Origin of the sequence: Sphaerospermopsis torques-reginae ITEP-024 (assembly GCF_019598945.1) — a bacterium.
Classification (GTDB): domain Bacteria; phylum Cyanobacteriota; class Cyanobacteriia; order Cyanobacteriales; family Nostocaceae; genus Sphaerospermopsis.
On record NZ_CP080598.1, the window covers coordinates 145,861 to 163,516 of the forward strand.

A 17,656-nucleotide genomic window follows, 5' to 3' on the forward strand; every position below is an offset into this window, starting at 1 on the left:
GGTGGGTCTGGATGGACTCACCTGAATGTTATAATAGTTAATTATCGGGGTAAACAATGCCAGCAAAGGATTTTTATCATGATGGATTTAAAACCGCTTTACTCAAGGATGGTTGGCAGATTATTCGTGATCCTTATACCATTAGATATCAAGGACTAAAACTATTTGCTGATCTTGCCGGAAAAAAGTTGTTTTCTGCACAAAAAGAAGATACTAATATTGTAGTGGAAATTAAAAGTTTCTTGAGTCTGTCTTTAATTCATGAATTTCAATGTGCTTTAGGACAATATATTTTATATCGTACACTGCTAAAACAATTACATCCTGATTATCGTCTTTACTTAGCAATTGAACAAGAAGCTTATGAAACATTTTTTCAAACAAAAGGGATTCAACTTGTGATAGAAGAATATAAAATCTTACTGATTGTAATTAATATTGTTCAGGAGGAAATTGTCCAATGGATAAATTAAATAATTATCGTGAAATTGTCAAAAAAATATTAACAGAATATGATCAAATAACTAGTCAAACTCCTAATATTTCTGGAGTTGATACTGTATTATCTTTTGATGATGAAAGAAATCAGTATTTGTGGTTTGATGTAGGTTGGAATAATAGAAAACGAGTCCAGGCAATTTCTGTTTATGTGAGAATTAAAAATGAGAAAATTTACATTGAGGAAGATTGGACGGAGGAAGGTATTGCAACGGAGTTATTAAGGGAAGGTGTACCAAAAGAAGATATTGTTTTAGCTTTTCATGATCCTGAAACTCGGAAGTTTACAGAGTTTGCTGTTGCTTAATATTTTCACTTGATCCTAAATTTCAGGACTTACGTAACTAGCATATTAGTAGGTTGTGTCAGACAGTATAAATCAGGTTGATTAGTTTACAGAAAGCAGCCGAAATCATGGAAATGGATACAGAAATATTTTTGAAACTTTTAGAATTAATGGGAATAGATTTTTCCCTGAAGGGGAGACGAAATAAGCTACAAGACAGACTCTATAAGCCTCATAGCTCTTAGACCTTGTTGATAATTCTTACGTTTATTGCGATTTAATCTCATTAATTCCATGACCATATCCATACAAATTTCCTTGAAATTAACCCAAGTTTGACCATATAATCCAATATAAAAACTACTATGTCTCCGTTCTGTTCGACCATATTCTTTGATGCGGGAAACATATTTCTGTATTCCTTTACGTTTGATTTGTTGACCTTGAATTGTTGCGGAAGAGTAAGCAATTGCTATTAATAAAACCAGAGAAATAAAGCGTTCACCAGTTACATTAGTCTCTTCTAAATTGTAGCCTCCTTTTTTGAAATCTCTAAACATTTCTTCTATATCAAATCTCCTTTTGTATGCAGCAATAGCTAATTCCAGACTATCAAAATTGGTTAAGATAAACCACCCTTCTTTGGGTGATACTCCGTTGATTTTACGCTTCCATTTACACGCCACATTAAAACTGATGAAACCACGAGTCTTTGTTACCTTCACGCCTTTAATAAAAAACGATACGCCCGGTGCTAAACCAAGACTATTTAGCTCATAAAAAATATCTTTTTCAAATTCTACAAATTCGTTCTTTTTTAATCGCAGGCAAAAGTATACACCCAAGCTCTGAAGGTACTTAGCGAGTTTTACTGAACAAAATTCTCTATCACCTAATACACATACCTTATAGTTTTGAAAAAGTGGCATTACTTTCGCTAATAACTGTTGTTGCTCAGATATGTTACTGTTCCCTAATTTTGGCAATAATTTAAAATATATGGGAAATGCTCTTTTATCCCAAATTACACTCACCATAAATAAATTTATTCGATTCCAATTGGTTCTATCAATTGCTACATAAATTATTTTTTCCTTGGTAAAGTATATTGATAACCATTCCTGAATAATGGGAAACCAAATTTTTTCAATTGTTAGATTTGGTAATGATAAAAATCTTTGTATTCTTTTTCTTCTACTTTCAAATTTAATTGGTAACGGTACGCCATTCGCTAACCTTTCTAAATTCACATTTTTAATTGACTGTAAGATGTTCACCAAAATTTTGAGGAACAGATATTCTGCTAAACTCAATTGACTTTTTAAGTGCTTTTGATAGAATAAGGGTAACATTTTCATTCTTATTGGTCTTATTGACAATAGCTGACCTATCTTTTTTTACCATAAATCGTTACGTTCTTTATACCGTCTTGTTTTCAGCCTTGTTTGTCGCCCCGTCAGGATTTTTCCTATCTTACCATTGAAGATATCGCTATAGAAAAAACTGGTAAGCATCATGAAAATAGATCACTCACTAAATTTTGACCTAGAGAAACTATGAATATTCACAAACCTCATTTACGGCAATTCACCATTAGGCAATCTTTTACTCGCTCTCTAATAGGGGGTTTTGTTTGGCTGGGAATAGCATCATCTATTCCATTGATAGGGGCTTTTTTGGTAGGAAACGGTGATAGATTAATATGCCAAAGAGAAAAATCTTCTGAAGGAAAGTGTGAATTTATTCGAGAAAGATTTTTAGATCATACAAGAGTAGCATTTCCATTATCTGCACTGACGACTAAGGTAACAAGATCAGTCAAACCCGATGATGAAGGAAAATACTGCTACTTTCCTACTATAGTGGTGCAAGAAACTTTTTCCACTGCAATATTAACAAGTTGTTCAGAAGAAGATGCTAATTGGGTTGTGTCTGAAATTAATCAATTCATATCAACATCTACAGAACAGAAATTAGATTTGCACCCACTGGACTGGAGGCACATACTGTTAGGGGGAAGCCCATTCATTTTATTTGGTTTACTATCCGCAGCCTTAATAATCAGAAATAGTCTATCAATCTCTGTCTTTGATCTTGACCGCAAATGTCTAACGATCACACGCAAGAAGTGGTTTCGCACCACTCAAATAGAAGAGTATGATCTTGATATAATTGCAGCCGTCAATCTGGAAACCCATGATAATGGTATGTCAATAGAGGAGCAAATCATTATTAAACTGGAATCCGATCAAAAGATTATATTGCCTTACAATGATTATAATAATAAAAAATTAGTTTCTGACTTACAGCAATTCCTAAACCTTAGATAATCTGATTGCCATAAAAACTACTTTCCTTCAAAGGAAATCAATTCAAGCAGTAATTCAAGGTTAAAATATGTGCAGTACCAAATAGAATTTAAACCCAAAGCGATTAAAGATTTACAGAAAATTCCTGTAAATGAAAGAGAACGCATTATCAATAAAATTGAAGCAATGCAAGATGATTTACAAGGAGATGTGAAACGCTTAACAAATGGACAAGCTAATTCATTATCAAAATATAATCAAAGAAATCCTGACTGAATATGAAAGAATTTCAGCACAAGTACCTGATCCTGATATAGATGAGGTGTTAATTTTTGATGATCAAAGAAGTCAATATCTTTGGTTTAATATTGGTTGGAAGAATCGTAAAAGAGTAAAGGCAATTTCAGTTTATGTGAGAATTAAAAATAATAAAATTTACATTGAAGAAGATTGGACTGAGGAAGGTATTGCAACGGAGTTATTAAGGGAAGGTGTACCAAAAGAGGATATTGTTTTAGCTTTTCATGATCCTGAAACTCGGAAGTTTACAGAGTTTGCTGTTGCTTGAGTAATTTATAAACAGGAGAAAATTAATCCTTTTGCTAATAATTTGTATCGGTATTTGAATTTTGATCAAATTGTTGGTTTTGAGGATGAAGGTAGAGTGATTAGTAAGGAGAAGCGGCTTTGTTATAATTTAGATTAGGGTGGGTCTGGATGGACTCATCCATAAATCTTCAAATAGTTTATTAACAGGGTAAAAAATGTCTACTAAATGCACCATTTATGATATGTAAAAAATATTTTTGTAAAATCATATTCTGGTAGTATAATATTTTAGTATTAATTTTGCTCTTTTTACACAACATGAAATATCTCAATCAAATAATTCCAGGTGACTGCATAGAAAAACTGGCAGAACTACCAGATAAAAGTATTGATTTAGTGATTCTTGATCCTCCCTATTGGAAAGTTATTCAAGAAAAATGGGACTATCAATGGCGTACTGAAAAAGATTATGTACAATGGTGTTTACAGTGGCTAAATCAAATTTCTAGAGTTATCAAATTATCTGGTAGCTTATATTTATTTGGCTATTTAAGAAATTTGTTTTATCTCTATGATCATTTAATTCAATTAGGTTTTGATTTTAGACAACAAATAATTATAGATAAAGGAATTAAAGCTATTGGTGGACGTGCAACAAAAGGCTATAAAATGTTTCCTAACGTTACCGAAACTCTGTTATTTTTTACCTATAATAGTCACCCTTTTGTGAAAAAACTCCTAAAGGATAGACAAAAACAATTAGGTTTAACCGCTTTAGAAATAAACCAAAAATTAGGAGTAAAAGTTAATGGTGGCGGAATGTGGTCACTGTATACTGGTAATAATATTCTAGCACAAATTCCTACTAAAGAAATGTGGGAAAAATTGCAAGTAATCCTAGAATTTGAATATCCTTATGAGGATATAGCACCTGTTTTTAATATTGAAATGGGTATTACTGATGTTTGGAGAGATATAGATTTTTATAAAGAAGAAAGATATCATCCCACTCAAAAACCTGTAAACTTAATTGAAAGAATTATTAAAGCTAGTAGTAATGAAAAAATGGTAATTTTAGATCCTTTTATGGGTTCTGGTTCAACTGCATTAGCTTGTTTAAATTTAAACCGTCATTATATTGGTATTGAACGAGAAGAAAAATATATTCAAGTTGCTGAAAGTAGAATTAGTGAATATAAATCTAGTCTTTTGCATAGACATAGATTTTATCCTGAAAATCACAATTTTGTTAAGGATAAAGAACCTTCTCAGTTGCAACTACCTTTTTAATGTAAAATCTATATTTTTTGATCAATTATCTATAGTTATCTTGTTTGCATATCATCTTTTTTTGCTTGATTTTCTGATATGAGGAGTATTTACCTTAAATCCTTTATCTGTATCTCTTAATGGTAGTATTTCTCTCAAATCTTCATTAATAAATTGAGGTAAATCTTTTTCATTTTTCACATTAAGATGCTCTTGAAGCAATTCTTTCTCTTTTCTATTCAATATTTCTATAGGCATTAATTCAGAACCGAAATTACTTCTATCTTCCTGTGGTTTTATGTAATGTTTAATGTCAATTTCTGGTTGAATTGAAGCATTATAAACATAACAAGAAAAAGTTAAAATAGGATTACATAGATAAAATTGATATTGATAAGGCCAGAAATTTTTAGGATCAGGTGTTTTTCCACTATTTTTCTTGGGTAAATAAATTTTATAATAGTAATTACTCAGAATTTCTTTAAATTTTCGATTACGAATACTTTGAGTCCAAATTTCAAAACATTGAAACCGTAAAGTATCATAATCTTGGTTGTCAAAATTGGGGTAATCGCCTAAAATAAGCAGGACTCTTTTTACATCTTGGGTAATTACTTGTAAGTCGTTTTCACTTTTTATTGTAAATAACCATTTTGAATCATCTTTTCTCTGAATATTATTTGAACCACAAACAGAACAAACTTTTTCACTGCGAGCAACTGGAGATTCACAATCTTTACATTTATCCATTTGATCTATCCGGGAACAAGATTTAACTTCTGTTCCATCTTCTAAATCATCACCTCTAGCTGCCGTTTTACTTCCTTTAACTCCTGTAATTAAAGATGCTAAATGCTGACCTGGATACCCTATTTTTAAATTAGGTGTTTGATACGTAATTTTTGACCACTTTAAAGCATTAATTCTAGGATTTAAAACCAATTCTTCTAGTAACGCTTTAATCTGAGCTTCATTGTTATGAATTGTTATAAAGTTAATGTCAGGTTTCATATTTTTATTCTCGAAATAATTCAGATATACTTACACCTAGAGCGTTGGATATTTTTTCAATATTTATTAAAGTAATATTCTTTTCAGCACGCTCTATCATACTTATATAGGTACGGTGAAGATTAGCTTTTTCAGCTAACTCTTCCTGAGAAAGATTTTGTTTTAATCTCTCTTGTCTTATTTTTTGTCCAAACTTAATTAATATTGCTTCTTTCACGGCTAATTAAGCCTTAATGAAAGTCAAAATAGACAATACAACAAATGCTAACTATAAATCTACATACTATAGTTAGCACTACTATTTCCGTCGTGTATTTAGCATGATATGAGTGTGTTAGCGTTCGCGCAGCGTCTCGAACAGATAGATCACCATAGGTATCGCTTGTTTTGGGTATGATTAATGTGCGTTAGCGGTAGCTGACCGTAGGTATCGCCTATTAAATTAGTATAATTATATTAACCAGCCAAAATAACAACATAACAAACAGGGTAAAAATGCCAGCGAAAGACATCTACCATGATGCGGTAAAAAATGCTTTAATAAAAGATGGTTGGACAATTATTCGTGATCAATATACCATTAAATATGAAAAAGTTCAATTGTTTGCTGACTTACTGGCAGATAAAACTTTAGAGGTAGAGCGTAATGGAGAACAAATAGTTGTAGAAATTAAAAGTTTTATTACTCGTTCACCGATGCGTGAATTTGAAACAGCATTAGGTCAATATATTATTTATCGAACTCTTTTAAAGGAAATTTTGCCGGAAACTAAAATTTATTTAGGGATTAGTACAGGTATTTATCAATCATTTTTCCAACAAAAAGCAATTTCAATGGTGATGGAAGAAATAAATTTACTTTTAATTGTTTTTGATTTCAAAAAGGAGGAAATTGTCCAATGGATAAATTAACAAGTTATCGCAGTTTAATTAAAAAAATTCTCACAGAATATGAACAAATAGCATCAAAAACTCCTAATCCTTCTGGAGTTGATAGCGTCTTAGCTTTTGATGAACAAAGAGATCAATATATTTGGGGTCAAGTAGGTTGGCATGAAGATAAAAAAATTACAGCAATTACTGTTTATGTTCGCATTAAAAACAATAAAATTTACATTGAAGAAGACTGGACAGAGGAAGGTATTGCAAATGAGTTATTAAGGGAAGGTGTACCAAAAGAAGATATTGTTTTAGCTTTTCATGATCCAGAAACTCGTAAGTTCACAGAGTTTGCGGTGGCTTAATAGGAACAGACTTTGTTGGTATTATATAGGTTAGGGTGGGTCTGGGACTCACCTTAATTTTATAAGATTGTGTAAAAACTAATGAAACTCGAAAATAAAAAAATTAGTAGTGAAAATTCTACATTTAATCAGTTACTAATGGAATTAGCGTGATATAAAAAAATATAGAAAACAACAATATTGAAAATGCTCTCTGTAGAAAACCAAATCGTATTAATCACCGGTGCAAGTAGCGGAATTGGTGCGGCTTGCGCTAAAATCTTCGCTCAAGCTGGTGCAAAACTGATATTAGCTGCTCGACGGTGGGAACGCTTACAGGAATTTGCCAAAACCTTAAATTTACCAGCTGACAAAATCCATTTACTTCAGTTGGATGTGTGCGATCGCTCGTCCGTAGAATCTGCTATAAATAATTTACCCCCCGAATGGTCAGAAATTGATATCCTCATCAACAACGCCGGTTTAAGTCGCGGTTTAGATAAATTATATGAAGGCGACTTTCAAGACTGGGAAGAAATGATAGATACTAATATCAAAGGTTTACTCTACCTCACCCGCTACGTAGTTCCTGGTATGGTGCAACGGAATAGAGGTCATGTTATTAACATTGGTTCTATTGCGGGACATCAAACTTATCCCGGTGGTAACGTTTATTGTGGCACAAAAGCCGCAGTTAAAGCTATTTCCGAAGGATTAAAATTAGATTTGCTGGGTACTCCTGTGCGGGTGACTTCCGTTGATCCGGGAATGGTAGAAACAGAATTTAGTGAAGTGCGGTTTCACGGAGATACAGAAAGAGCGAAAAAAGTTTATCAAGGAATGCAACCCTTGACTGCTGATGATATCGCTGATGTAATATTTTTCTGTGCCACTAGACCGGCTCACGTTAATATTAATGAAGTGATATTAATGCCAGTTGATCAAGCTAGTGCAACTTTAGTAAATCGGATTTAGGTACAATAGAATAGGTAGAATTTTCTTACCAATTACCAAATTACCAAATTACCAAATTACCCATTACCCATTGTGCTAAGTTCACCTTTACCAACTATCAACGCTCTCAAACAACCTACAAGTGATGCTTGGATAGAACAAGCGATCGCCAATTTAGATATTATTTTACTCGATCATTCCCACTGTGAACGCAAAGCTGCCGGTGTAGCGTTAAATTTTATGTTTCGTTACCCTTCTAATACAAAACTGGTGAGAGAATTAACAGCGATCGCTAAAGAAGAACTAGAACATTTTGAACTCGTTAACCAATGGTTAGAACGTCGAAATATTCCCCTTGCACCCCTTTCACCACCTCCCTATGGTGCAGGGTTAAAAGCACAAGTCAGAAAAAAAGAACCAGAACAATTTTTAGATAATTTATTAGTTACTGGTTTAATAGAAGCACGCAGTCACGAACGTTTAGGACTTTTAGCAGCAAACTGTCCAGAACCAGAATTAGCTAAATTTTATCGTGGTTTAATGGCATCAGAAGCGAGACATTTTGGCACATATTGGGTTTTAGCAGATACCTATTTTGATAGGGAAATGGTGATGCAAAGACTCGATGAATTAGCAATTGTGGAAAGTGAAATATTATCAACCTTGCATCCAGAACCCAGGATACATAGTTAGTCATTAGTTCAACTGTTACACAACCTACTTCTTCACACTATTAAACAAACGTTCTCAGAAATTTGATTACCTCATTTTTATTTTGAAAAATAGCATGGATTAAATCACCATTGTTATAGCGAATGTTAATCTCGTACTTCAATGGAGGTGCTGGTGTGGGTTGGGTATCTGGATAATTCTGGATATATTCAATAGCATTTTCAATATTAGCAACTTGGTGAGATAATCCATGCAGTACAATAATATTGACACTTTGAACCTGTCTAGTAAATGACTTTTCTAATGAATTAATAAAGTTATCTATCTGTGCTTTTTCTAAACTAAGTAGCTGATTTTTAATATTAGTAATATTTTCGGTTGATAAATTATTCCACTCAGCGATCTTATTTTGGAAATCTAATTCCGCTGTACTTTCGTTGAAAGCTGCATTTAAACCCACAGATGAAAATGATTTAACTATATTATCATACTCAAGATAAAGGATTTTAAAGCCTTTAGATTCTAATTGTTGAAGCGAGCCTTGAGTAAATACACCTGCTAAAATAGCACCTAAAAATGGGTTAAGTTGACTATATGTATCTGCTAAAGGAATTAGCGCACCTTCAATTTCTTGAACCTTATTTCTAGAATGTTTGCTATAGCGTCTCCATGCAGTTTCAATAAATGCTACTGGAAGACCTTGAGTATCTTCAGTACCTCCTCGCTCCATGACATAATCAAGATCATGATAGTTACCATAACGATCCTGCCATGATACTTTTTTACTAATACGTGCTTTACGCTTCTTCTGATAGTCCAAATAAAAACCATGTTGATCTGCAACTTCCTGGAGTCTTTCGCGAATAAAATCTTGGATGAGATTTCCGATAATTTGACCCCATTTATGTGAAAATGATTCTGCCATTACATTAAAGAATTATTTTTGTTTTTATTGCTTTATCCCTGAACCCATAAATAACCTTCACAAAGAGGAACGTTATGTTTGCGGTTTTTCCACTTCACATTTCGATCACGAATTTTATCAAACTCGAAGGATTCAAACCCTGCTGAAATTGCTAATAAACCCATCCATTCTATCACAGGAACATAAATCCCATAGGGAGCAGAATCACCAATTACAAAACAAACTTTTGACGGACTTTTGCAGACTCGACGTAGTGCTATCCAAACTTGAGCCATATCGAAAAAATAGCAAGCAATCATCAGATGATAGTTTTTCTTTCCTCCATGTAAAAGTCGTTCTTGGGATAATTGATGACAGATTTTAGTAATATGATATCTAATTGGTTCTAGTTCTGGAGATGATAGAATTGCATCGAGATTTACATTCTTACTTGTCACGTGCTGGGAACATGAACGAATTAAATATTTTCTGACTGTATTTTGTAAATCACCCCAACCATCAATTTCTTTTAGAAAACACATTTCTAATCGTGTAGCATCCGCATAGTCATAGTTGTTAGCATAAGGTGGAGATGTGATGATTAAATTAGCAAAATTATCAGGAACACCTTGACAAGTTCGAGCATCTGACTGAATCAATTTAGCAGATGAAACTGCTGTTTTTCCAGCAATTATCATATCTGTAGCCATATTTTCTGCCATTAGCTGAAAAGCTGATCTTGGTTCTAAAGGGGACTGTTTCTTTTTGTTGGGTAAAATGTATTGCCAAGGAGCAGTTCCAGCATGAGAAACATGGCGCAGAATCGCTACAAGTGTTAACCAAACTAACTGAGATTCTGGTGAACTATCATCTATATTTTTCCAAGATTGTCGTAATTTATCCAGAGATTCTAGTGAAGATATACTAAAACAATCATGAATCAATTTTGGATATTTATCTATATCAGGCTGTAAATTAGCAGCACATTCTATAACTCTGTTTATATGTTTAATATATGAATCAACATCAGTTTTATATAAAAGTTTAGTTCTTGCTATACGCGCAACAAAAGGATGAGCTTCGATTCCTAAACATTCAACTTCCTGTTTTTCAGATGCAATTAATGTTGTACCAGAACCTGCAAAGGGGTCTAAAAGTTTAACTTCTCCCTGGTTTTGTGCTTGAATTATGATATTTTCTACCCATTGTCCCGAAAAACCTGCACTATATCTAAACCAGCGATGAACTGGCAATTTCATGTTATCTACAAAGGTAGAAGAATGATCTGAAGATTGGGAAAAAACCTTTGGTATTTTTGGAGATGAATTTTCCAGGAATGCTAATTCTAATTGTTTGTTCATATTTTAAATTAACCTGCTTAAATCAAAACTCACTCCGGTAAAAAATTATCATCCATGACATCTGCTAAACTGTATGGACATTCTGGAGGAAATGTTTCTTTAGACAAACCAGTTTCAGCTTTTGCTTGTTTCACTGCTTCTGGATAAGACTCCGCAAAAATACTTTCTAAATATGATAGCAAACTAGGAGATTCTTTAATTGCTTTATTAACTCGACGACGATGTTCAATAATACTTCTTTCCCAGCTACCAGTTCTTTTTTCTGGCTGAAATTGCCATTTCAATAAATGCAATAAAATGACAATTAAATTACTTTCTAAACTTCTCCTTTCACTTCTACCCATGTCCTCAATTTCCTCAATCAAATTCTCCCAATCTACAGTAGAATAGTTTTGATTTCTCAATTTTTCTACTGTAGTTTCTATCCATTTTAAATAGTCAACATCGTAAATAGACTGGGAATTTTGATGCAGAGAAGATAGGTTTGTTTCTATCATAAATTCAACCTCCATAAATGGATACTCAAAATCATCTGCGTTTATCTGCGTCCATCTGCGTTTAATTATTAATGCTTGTACCTCACTGGAATGGTAATTCCTATAATACTATTTTAAATGATTTCACCGATGTGAACCAAACAAAATCACCAATGTTCCCAATATAGAAATTCCCACCCCCAAAAAATCCCATTTATTTGGTTGTACACCTTCAACTAACCATAACCACAATAAAGAGGAAAGTAAATAAATTCCCCCATAAGCAGCATAAACTCTAGCAGCATTAGGTAAATCAACTTTAGTTAAGGAAATGGCAAAGATTATTAAAGAACAAATTCCCGGAATAATCCAAAAAATGCTTTTTTCTAATCTTAACCATGCCCAAAAACTAAAACAACCTGCAATTTCTCCCAGTGCAGCTATTAAGAGAAAAACAAGGTTGGCTATTTTCACGCTGGTACTACAAATTTTTCACTTCCAGCTAAACCAAAAGCTGCATGAATAACTTGCAATGCTTTAACACCTTCATCCTGTGAAACAACACAACTAATTTTAATTTCTGAAGTAGCAATCATTTGGATATTGATTTTATTTTCCGCTAAAGCTGTAAACATTTTGGCTGCTATTCCTGGTTGTCCAACCATTCCTGAACCAACTATACTGACTTTAGCGATCGCATTATCCAAAACTACCTCACCCCATCCTAACTGATCCGCAACTTGGGTTAATTTCTTTTGGGCGTTTTCTGCATCCATCCGCGCTACAGTAAAAGCAATATCCCGACGCGCAACCCCATCAACCACCCGACAGCGTTGTGATTGAATAATCATATCCACACTGATGTTATATTCTGCCAATAAACCAAACAATTTCGCCGCCATCCCCGGTTGATCGGGAACTTGACGAATAGCTAACCGCGCTTGATTCATGTCTAAAGCAACACCCCGCACTGCGGGAGATTCGGGAGTTGGGTAAGAAAGGACAGCAGGAGAAGCATTGATTTCAAAAGCGTTGCAAAGTGCAGCAATAGCGCGATCGCAATCTCCCGCATCTACCAAACAACTCACCTTAACTTCACTCGTAGAAATCATTTGAATATTTACACGCGCTTCTGCTAAGGTTGCAAACATTTTAGCAGCTACCCCAGGACGGCCAATCATTCCCGCCCCGGAAATACTCACCTTTGCAGTATTATTTTCTACTAAAACTTCTGCCTCATCTGAATGGGGTTGATTTCTCAAAGCTGGTGCAATAGCCGCTGCCACAGCTTCCGCCCTTTTCAGAATAGGTGTATTTACAGTAAAGGCAATATCATTACTATTACCTTCATGAATTGATTGAATAATTAAATCCACATCTACTTGTTGATGGGAAATTTCATTAAATAACCGCGCTGCTACCCCTGGTTTATCAGGTACACGCAACAAAGACACCTTAGCCTGATCAATATCAAATTCTACCGCATCCACAGGACGAGCTAATTCTAAATTCACTAACGCCCGTTCTTGCACTTTTGGCGATGTTACCCAAGTTCCCGGTTGATCTGTCCAACTGGATCTTACCACCAAAGGCACACCATAATTTTTGGCAATTTCCACCGCACGGGGATGTAATACCTTTGCACCCAAACTAGCTAATTCCAGCATTTCATCACAGGTGATTTCTGTCATTAACTGCGCTTCCGGTACAAGGCGCGGATCTGTAGTTAAAATCCCTGGTACATCGGTATAAATTTCACAAAAATTTGCTGCCAAAGCTGCTGCTAAAGCCACGGCGGAAGTATCAGAACCACCGCGCCCCAAAGTGGTAATTTCCATTGCTGTAGTGTTAGAAATTCCTTGGAAACCAGCTACAACAACCACTTTGCCTAAATTAATCTGCCCCATCAACCGCTCTGTTTCAATATGCAAAATCCGAGCGCGGGTGTGTTCAGCTTCGGTAACAATGCCTACCTGAGCGCCAGTCATAGAAATAGCAGGTTGTCCAATTTCCTGCAAAGCCATACTGAGTAAAGCAATGGTAACTTGCTCCCCCGTGGAAAGCAACATATCCATTTCCCGACGGTTAGGACTTTTAGAGATTTCATTGGCTAGTTTAACTAATCCATCGGTGGTTTTTCCCATCGCGGAAACGACGACGACAACGGAATTTCCTGCTTGTACAGTTTTATAAACCCGCTGTGCTACCGCTTGGATACGTTCCACCGAACCAACAGATGTACCACCGTATTTTTGAACTATGAGCGCCATAACTGTAGATGTTTGAATATTCAAATTGTTTTAGCTACAATCAATACTCCCGTCGGGAAGTCTTGAAAATTTAGCATTAATTTAGATTACTAAAATATCAGCGATTTGGATTTTTAACTCAGTAATTTAACTTTCAATACTACTCGGTTAAGATCCCCCCGCCTTCGGCGACCCCCTTACAAAGGGGGTAAAATAGGCTTAAAGTCCCCCTTTTTAAGGGGGTTTGGGGGGATCTTCAAGATATTAAAACTTTAACCGAGCAGTATTGATTTAACTCTGCAATTTTACACATTGAGGAAACATAACTTTAACAGCATTTTAACCTATTATATAACTCTTCTTAACCTATTTACATACTATATATAGTTATTGTAAGTAGGGGTAGGCATTATTTAGGACAAATAAACGCTGATCCGCTCAAACATGGCACGAATATAAACTAATTTCCTGGCAGGTAGTCTCGTGGCATGACCCTGCTGGGTTTATTTATACTGCAACACTTATTTTTTTGTCAACGTAAATATACCTTTAATTGCATATAATCATAAACATTAAAATTCGGCTTTACACAACTTGGTGAACAAAATCACTACTCCTTTAGGCAGAAATTTAAACATAGTTTAATCTATTCTTTGACGGTTATTAATTTCTAGTTAATCAGCAAGTATGAACTTTATTTAAGGCTGTAATTCCATCAGGAAAGATTTCCTTAAATACGAGGTAGTATGACTTTTTCAACCACCATTTTTAGCCGTGCATTCACTACTTCTGTAGTAACAGCGGCCGTAGCATTTAGTCCTATTTTCACAGCAGTTGCTCAAGCTCAAACTTTGAACGGTGCAGGAGCAACTTTTCCTGCTCCTCTTTATGAACGTTACGCACGTGAAGTTAAGAAGAAACATCCCGAATTAAAAGTTAATTACCAAGCAATTGGTAGTGGTGGTGGTATTCGTCAAACTATTGCTGGTACTGTAGATTTTGGTGCTAGTGATGCAGCCATGAAAGATGATGAAATGGCTAAAGTTAAAAATGGTGTAATTTTAGTACCTACTGCTGGTGGTGCGGTTTCTGTAGTTTACAATTTACCAGGAGTAAACAAACTTAGATTGTCTCGTAAAACCCTACCAGCAATTTTTTCTGGACAAATTACTAACTGGAATGATCCACAAATTAAAGCTGATAACCCAGGTGTTAACTTACCAAATCAACCTATTAAATTTGTAGTTCGTGCTGATGGTAGCGGTACAACTTTCATTTTTACCAATCACTTGAGTTCTATTAATCCCTACTTTAAAGGTAGAATTGGTGCTAATACTGCTCCTAACTGGAATTTAAAAAATGTCCTCAAAGGTAAAGGTAATCCTGGTGTAGCTGCTTTAGTTGCTCGTACTCCTGGAGCTATTGGTTATGTTGAATATGACTACGCTACTAAAAACAAATTAAGATCAGCAGAAATACAAAATAAAAAAGGAGAATTTGTTGCACCTTCTTTAGCAACTGCAAATGCAGCTTTATCAGGTGTAACTTTTCCAGCTAACTATCGTGTATTTGTAGGTGATCCTAATCAGGGTTATCCTATTGTGGGTTTAACTTGGATGATGATTTATAGAAATTATCCCACTCCAGCTAAAGCAGATGCGATTAAAAAATGGATTAACTGGGTACTCAAAGATGGTCAACAATTTAATGATGACATGAATTACACCAGAATTCCTAATGATGTTGTCAATCGTGTTTTACAAACAGTGAATAGCACTGTTAAATAATTTTGCCAATTTTGTGCAGGTTGTTCGATTAGGGTGGGGATAACCCACTCTATAAAAAATATTCGCTTTGTGTTTTTAAATATGACTCAATCATTTCCACCTAATAATCATAATCCATCACCTCACCTCAATTTCGATGATGAAAATATCAACTTAACTGTTACTGGTGGATTAAATTTTCGATTTGATCAAGGATTTACATTTCTAGTTTATCTATTTGCTGCCATTACTGTAGCAATTTTATTTGTCATGACTTGGGTAATTTTCCAAGAAGCTAAACCAGCGGTTTTTCAATTTGGTTTAGGGTTTATCTGGAGTCAAGATTGGGATACAGGTAATCAAGTTTTTGGGGCATTACCTTATATTTATGGTACTTTGGTAAGTAGTGCGATCACTATTTTATTGACTGTGCCTATAGGAATATCAGTCGCCCTAGTAACGAGTGAAGACTTTTTACCATTAGTAGTCAGAAATATTATTGCTTTTGTAGTAGAATTAATTGCTGCAATTCCCAGTGTAATTATCGGTTTATGGGGAATTTTTGTATTTATTCCCATCATTGAACCCTTTGAACAATGGCTAGGTAAAACTTTTAAAGTTATCCCCTTTTTCAATACTGAATATCCCACAGGTAATAATATGTTAACGGCGGGAATTATTCTCTCGATTATGATTTTACCGACAATGGCCGCTATTTCTCGTGATGTTTTGATGGTTGTTCCTAAAGAATTACGCAGTGCATCTATGGCGTTAGGTAGCACTCGTTGGGAAACCATTTTTCGGGTGTTATTACCAGCAGGTTTTTCAGGAATGGTAAGTGCAGCAATGTTAGCTTTAGGCCGCGCACTTGGTGAAACAATGGCAGTAACAATGGTAATTGGTAACTCGGCTCAAATTAGTCTATCTTTACTTGATCCAGCTTATACAATTCCCGCTGTTTTAGCTAATGAATTTGCCGAAGCTGAACCTGGTTTACATATTGGTTCATTGAGTTATTTAGGTTTGATTTTGTTTGTTTTAACCTTAGCAGTTAATATCGGTGCTGTGCTATTAGTGCAATGGGTACGCAAGAAAAATTCTTAGTAAGCATTAAGTCATCAGTTATCAGCTTTCAAATATAGACAAACAGATTGCTCATAAATTCAGAATAATCTCAGAAAATCCAAAATCTAAAATCCCATGAGTAGCTATATAAATCCAGAAAATATTGAATCTTTCTCTCAAGAATTACTCAGCCCACTACCAACTCAGAGGCGTTTGTTTAGCTATGCCATGAATGGTTTATCATTCATATTGAGTTTGTTGGCATTGTTTCCACTAGCATCAATTTTGTGGGAAATTATATCAAGGGGAATTTCTGGGTTAAAATCAGAAATGTTTTACCTTCCCTTGATTGAAAATGGTTTTGCTAATGCCATTATTGGCACTATTATTATGGTGAGTATTGGGGCATTTTTGAGCATTCCTATAGGAATAATGACTGGCATATTTTTAGCAGAATTTAGTACAACTAATAAAATGACTAATTTTGTGCGGTTTCTAACTTCTATTCTCACAGGTGTACCTTCAATTGTGGTGGGAATGTTTGCTTATGGAGTCGTTGTTTTAATTACTAAAAAATTTAGTGCTTTTGCTGGTGGTTTTGCTTTATCTGTGATTATGTTACCAATAATTGCCTTGACAACAGAGGAAGCTTTAAAACTTATTCCCACTCAACAACGTTTAGCTTCTGCTGCATTAGGTGGAACGAGATTTCAAACTACATTTAGAATTGTTGTTAAATCAGCAATTCCCGGAATTACTACAGGTATTGCATTAGCGATCGCCCGTGCATCAGGTGAAACAGCACCATTACTTTTCACAGCTTTATTTAGTCAAAACTGGTCTGATAGTTTAATGAGTCCGACTGCTTCTTTACCTGTATTAATTTTCAATCTTTACAATAATCCTGACCCAGAAATTAACAAATTAGTTTGGACGACTTCTATCATTTTATTGAGTTTAGTTTTGTTCTTTAGTCTCATCTCTCGTTTATTAAGTAGTAAAAGCAGATTCAAGTAATTGTTAATTTTTTTCACCAATACTTTTCACCGTTTTTTATCACTAAA

General features: G+C 34.6%; 21 protein-coding genes. 13 read left to right on the plus strand and 8 right to left on the minus strand.

From position 1 onward, the window contains the following. Window positions 1-56 precede the first annotated feature (56 nt). Both K2F26_RS00480 and K2F26_RS00485 read left to right on the plus strand, forming a co-directional pair. Window positions 57-473: an element excision factor XisH family protein gene (locus K2F26_RS00480; protein WP_220609937.1), complete on the plus strand. Its 417-nt coding sequence runs from the start codon at window positions 57-59 to the stop codon at window positions 471-473. Then, a complete protein-coding gene (locus K2F26_RS00485) occupies window positions 461-805 on the plus strand; it encodes a XisI protein (RefSeq protein ID WP_220609938.1) in 345 nt (114 codons plus the stop codon). The genes K2F26_RS00480 and K2F26_RS00485 overlap by 13 nt, the downstream gene beginning before the upstream one ends. A 188-nt stretch (window positions 806-993) precedes the next feature. On the opposite strand, the gene K2F26_RS00490 is transcribed toward K2F26_RS00485, so the two are convergent. Continuing rightward, window positions 994-2,136, minus strand: coding sequence for an IS4 family transposase (locus K2F26_RS00490; protein WP_220611721.1), 1,143 nt, complete (start codon window positions 2,134-2,136; stop codon window positions 994-996). A gap of 204 nt (window positions 2,137-2,340) precedes the next feature. On the opposite strand from K2F26_RS00490, the gene K2F26_RS00495 reads away from it, so the two are divergent. From K2F26_RS00495 to K2F26_RS00510, 4 genes are all read left to right on the plus strand, one after another. Next, on the plus strand, window positions 2,341-3,114 hold the full coding sequence (locus K2F26_RS00495) for a hypothetical protein (RefSeq protein WP_220609939.1): 774 nt from the start codon (window positions 2,341-2,343) through the stop codon (window positions 3,112-3,114). A gap of 69 nt (window positions 3,115-3,183) precedes the next feature. Then, window positions 3,184-3,369, plus strand: coding sequence for a type II toxin-antitoxin system RelE family toxin (locus K2F26_RS00500; protein ID WP_246605483.1), 186 nt, complete (start codon window positions 3,184-3,186; stop codon window positions 3,367-3,369). After that, window positions 3,320-3,661, plus strand: coding sequence for a XisI protein (locus tag K2F26_RS00505; RefSeq protein WP_220609940.1), 342 nt, complete (start codon window positions 3,320-3,322; stop codon window positions 3,659-3,661). Before K2F26_RS00500 ends, K2F26_RS00505 begins: the two co-directional genes overlap by 50 nt. A gap of 299 nt (window positions 3,662-3,960) precedes the next feature. Next, the gene (locus tag K2F26_RS00510) at window positions 3,961-4,932 is read left to right on the plus strand and encodes a DNA-methyltransferase (protein WP_220609941.1); all 972 of its coding nucleotides are present in this window, start codon (window positions 3,961-3,963) and stop codon (window positions 4,930-4,932) included. A 51-nt stretch (window positions 4,933-4,983) separates the two neighbouring features. Here K2F26_RS00510 and K2F26_RS00515 read toward each other — a convergent pair whose 3' ends face one another. Both K2F26_RS00515 and K2F26_RS00520 read right to left on the minus strand, forming a co-directional pair. Then, window positions 4,984-5,922 carry a MamI family restriction endonuclease gene (locus K2F26_RS00515; protein ID WP_220609942.1) on the minus strand — a complete coding sequence of 313 codons (939 nt, stop codon included), beginning with the start codon at window positions 5,920-5,922 and terminating at the stop codon, window positions 4,984-4,986. Between the two features lie 4 nt (window positions 5,923-5,926). Beyond that, window positions 5,927-6,139, minus strand: coding sequence for a helix-turn-helix domain-containing protein (locus K2F26_RS00520; protein WP_220609943.1), 213 nt, complete (start codon window positions 6,137-6,139; stop codon window positions 5,927-5,929). 278 nt (window positions 6,140-6,417) lie between these two features. On the opposite strand from K2F26_RS00520, the gene K2F26_RS00525 reads away from it, so the two are divergent. From K2F26_RS00525 to K2F26_RS00540, 4 genes are all read left to right on the plus strand, one after another. Beyond that, window positions 6,418-6,834 carry a XisH family protein gene (locus tag K2F26_RS00525; protein ID WP_220609944.1) on the plus strand — a complete coding sequence of 139 codons (417 nt, stop codon included), beginning with the start codon at window positions 6,418-6,420 and terminating at the stop codon, window positions 6,832-6,834. After that, entirely contained in the window at window positions 6,822-7,166 is a 345-nt protein-coding gene (locus tag K2F26_RS00530; RefSeq protein ID WP_220609945.1) for a XisI protein, read from the plus strand. The genes K2F26_RS00525 and K2F26_RS00530 overlap by 13 nt, the downstream gene beginning before the upstream one ends. A gap of 186 nt (window positions 7,167-7,352) precedes the next feature. After that, window positions 7,353-8,120, plus strand: a complete 768-nt coding sequence (locus tag K2F26_RS00535) for an SDR family oxidoreductase (RefSeq protein ID WP_220609946.1) — start codon at window positions 7,353-7,355, stop codon at window positions 8,118-8,120. Window positions 8,121-8,192: 72 nt separating this feature from the next. Further along, entirely contained in the window at window positions 8,193-8,792 is a 600-nt protein-coding gene (locus K2F26_RS00540; protein ID WP_220609947.1) for a MiaE family protein, read from the plus strand. 40 nt (window positions 8,793-8,832) lie between these two features. On the opposite strand, the gene K2F26_RS00545 is transcribed toward K2F26_RS00540, so the two are convergent. The 5 genes from K2F26_RS00545 to K2F26_RS00565 form a co-directional block, all read right to left on the minus strand. Beyond that, on the minus strand, window positions 8,833-9,696 hold the full coding sequence (locus K2F26_RS00545; RefSeq protein WP_220609948.1) for a hypothetical protein: 864 nt from the start codon (window positions 9,694-9,696) through the stop codon (window positions 8,833-8,835). A gap of 32 nt (window positions 9,697-9,728) precedes the next feature. Continuing rightward, window positions 9,729-11,036: a DNA methyltransferase gene (locus K2F26_RS00550; RefSeq protein ID WP_220609949.1), complete on the minus strand. Its 1,308-nt coding sequence runs from the start codon at window positions 11,034-11,036 to the stop codon at window positions 9,729-9,731. 29 nt (window positions 11,037-11,065) lie between these two features. Further along, window positions 11,066-11,533 carry a DUF29 domain-containing protein gene (locus K2F26_RS00555; RefSeq protein ID WP_220609950.1) on the minus strand — a complete coding sequence of 156 codons (468 nt, stop codon included), beginning with the start codon at window positions 11,531-11,533 and terminating at the stop codon, window positions 11,066-11,068. Between the two features lie 123 nt (window positions 11,534-11,656). Then, entirely contained in the window at window positions 11,657-11,986 is a 330-nt protein-coding gene (locus K2F26_RS00560) for a YnfA family protein (RefSeq protein WP_246605484.1), read from the minus strand. Next, entirely contained in the window at window positions 11,983-13,782 is a 1,800-nt protein-coding gene (locus K2F26_RS00565) for an aspartate kinase (RefSeq protein WP_220609951.1), read from the minus strand. Before K2F26_RS00565 ends, K2F26_RS00560 begins: the two co-directional genes overlap by 4 nt. Window positions 13,783-14,507: 725 nt before the next feature. Here K2F26_RS00565 and pstS point away from each other — a divergent pair. From pstS to pstA, 3 genes are all read left to right on the plus strand, one after another. Further along, window positions 14,508-15,548 carry a phosphate ABC transporter substrate-binding protein PstS gene (gene pstS / locus K2F26_RS00570; RefSeq protein ID WP_220609952.1) on the plus strand — a complete coding sequence of 347 codons (1,041 nt, stop codon included), beginning with the start codon at window positions 14,508-14,510 and terminating at the stop codon, window positions 15,546-15,548. An 81-nt stretch (window positions 15,549-15,629) separates the two neighbouring features. Beyond that, window positions 15,630-16,631 (plus strand): phosphate ABC transporter permease subunit PstC, encoded by a 1,002-nt coding sequence (pstC, locus tag K2F26_RS00575; protein WP_220609953.1) that lies wholly within the window; start codon window positions 15,630-15,632, stop codon window positions 16,629-16,631. A gap of 96 nt (window positions 16,632-16,727) precedes the next feature. Continuing rightward, window positions 16,728-17,609 carry a phosphate ABC transporter permease PstA gene (pstA, locus tag K2F26_RS00580; RefSeq protein WP_220609954.1) on the plus strand — a complete coding sequence of 294 codons (882 nt, stop codon included), beginning with the start codon at window positions 16,728-16,730 and terminating at the stop codon, window positions 17,607-17,609. Window positions 17,610-17,656 lie beyond the last annotated feature (47 nt).

What these genes read in the sequence shown, in the direction of transcription:
- K2F26_RS00515 (WP_220609942.1), bottom strand. Translation starts at nt 5,922, where the DNA reads ATGAAACCTGACATTAACTTTATAACAATTCATAACAATGAAGCTCAG.
- K2F26_RS00480 (WP_220609937.1), top strand. Translation starts at nt 57, where the DNA reads ATGCCAGCAAAGGATTTTTATCATGATGGATTTAAAACCGCTTTACTC.
- pstA (WP_220609954.1), top strand. Translation starts at nt 16,728, where the DNA reads ATGAGTAGCTATATAAATCCAGAAAATATTGAATCTTTCTCTCAAGAA.
- K2F26_RS00550 (WP_220609949.1), bottom strand. Translation starts at nt 11,036, where the DNA reads ATGAACAAACAATTAGAATTAGCATTCCTGGAAAATTCATCTCCAAAA.
- K2F26_RS00495 (WP_220609939.1), top strand. Translation starts at nt 2,341, where the DNA reads ATGAATATTCACAAACCTCATTTACGGCAATTCACCATTAGGCAATCT.
- K2F26_RS00555 (WP_220609950.1), bottom strand. Translation starts at nt 11,533, where the DNA reads ATGATAGAAACAAACCTATCTTCTCTGCATCAAAATTCCCAGTCTATT.
- K2F26_RS00490 (WP_220611721.1), bottom strand. Translation starts at nt 2,136, where the DNA reads ATGTTACCCTTATTCTATCAAAAGCACTTAAAAAGTCAATTGAGTTTA.
- K2F26_RS00530 (WP_220609945.1), top strand. Translation starts at nt 6,822, where the DNA reads ATGGATAAATTAACAAGTTATCGCAGTTTAATTAAAAAAATTCTCACA.
- K2F26_RS00525 (WP_220609944.1), top strand. Translation starts at nt 6,418, where the DNA reads ATGCCAGCGAAAGACATCTACCATGATGCGGTAAAAAATGCTTTAATA.
- K2F26_RS00565 (WP_220609951.1), bottom strand. Translation starts at nt 13,782, where the DNA reads ATGGCGCTCATAGTTCAAAAATACGGTGGTACATCTGTTGGTTCGGTG.
- pstS (WP_220609952.1), top strand. Translation starts at nt 14,508, where the DNA reads ATGACTTTTTCAACCACCATTTTTAGCCGTGCATTCACTACTTCTGTA.
- K2F26_RS00545 (WP_220609948.1), bottom strand. Translation starts at nt 9,696, where the DNA reads ATGGCAGAATCATTTTCACATAAATGGGGTCAAATTATCGGAAATCTC.
- K2F26_RS00535 (WP_220609946.1), top strand. Translation starts at nt 7,353, where the DNA reads ATGCTCTCTGTAGAAAACCAAATCGTATTAATCACCGGTGCAAGTAGC.
- pstC (WP_220609953.1), top strand. Translation starts at nt 15,630, where the DNA reads ATGACTCAATCATTTCCACCTAATAATCATAATCCATCACCTCACCTC.
- K2F26_RS00510 (WP_220609941.1), top strand. Translation starts at nt 3,961, where the DNA reads ATGAAATATCTCAATCAAATAATTCCAGGTGACTGCATAGAAAAACTG.
- K2F26_RS00485 (WP_220609938.1), top strand. Translation starts at nt 461, where the DNA reads ATGGATAAATTAAATAATTATCGTGAAATTGTCAAAAAAATATTAACA.
- K2F26_RS00505 (WP_220609940.1), top strand. Translation starts at nt 3,320, where the DNA reads ATGGACAAGCTAATTCATTATCAAAATATAATCAAAGAAATCCTGACT.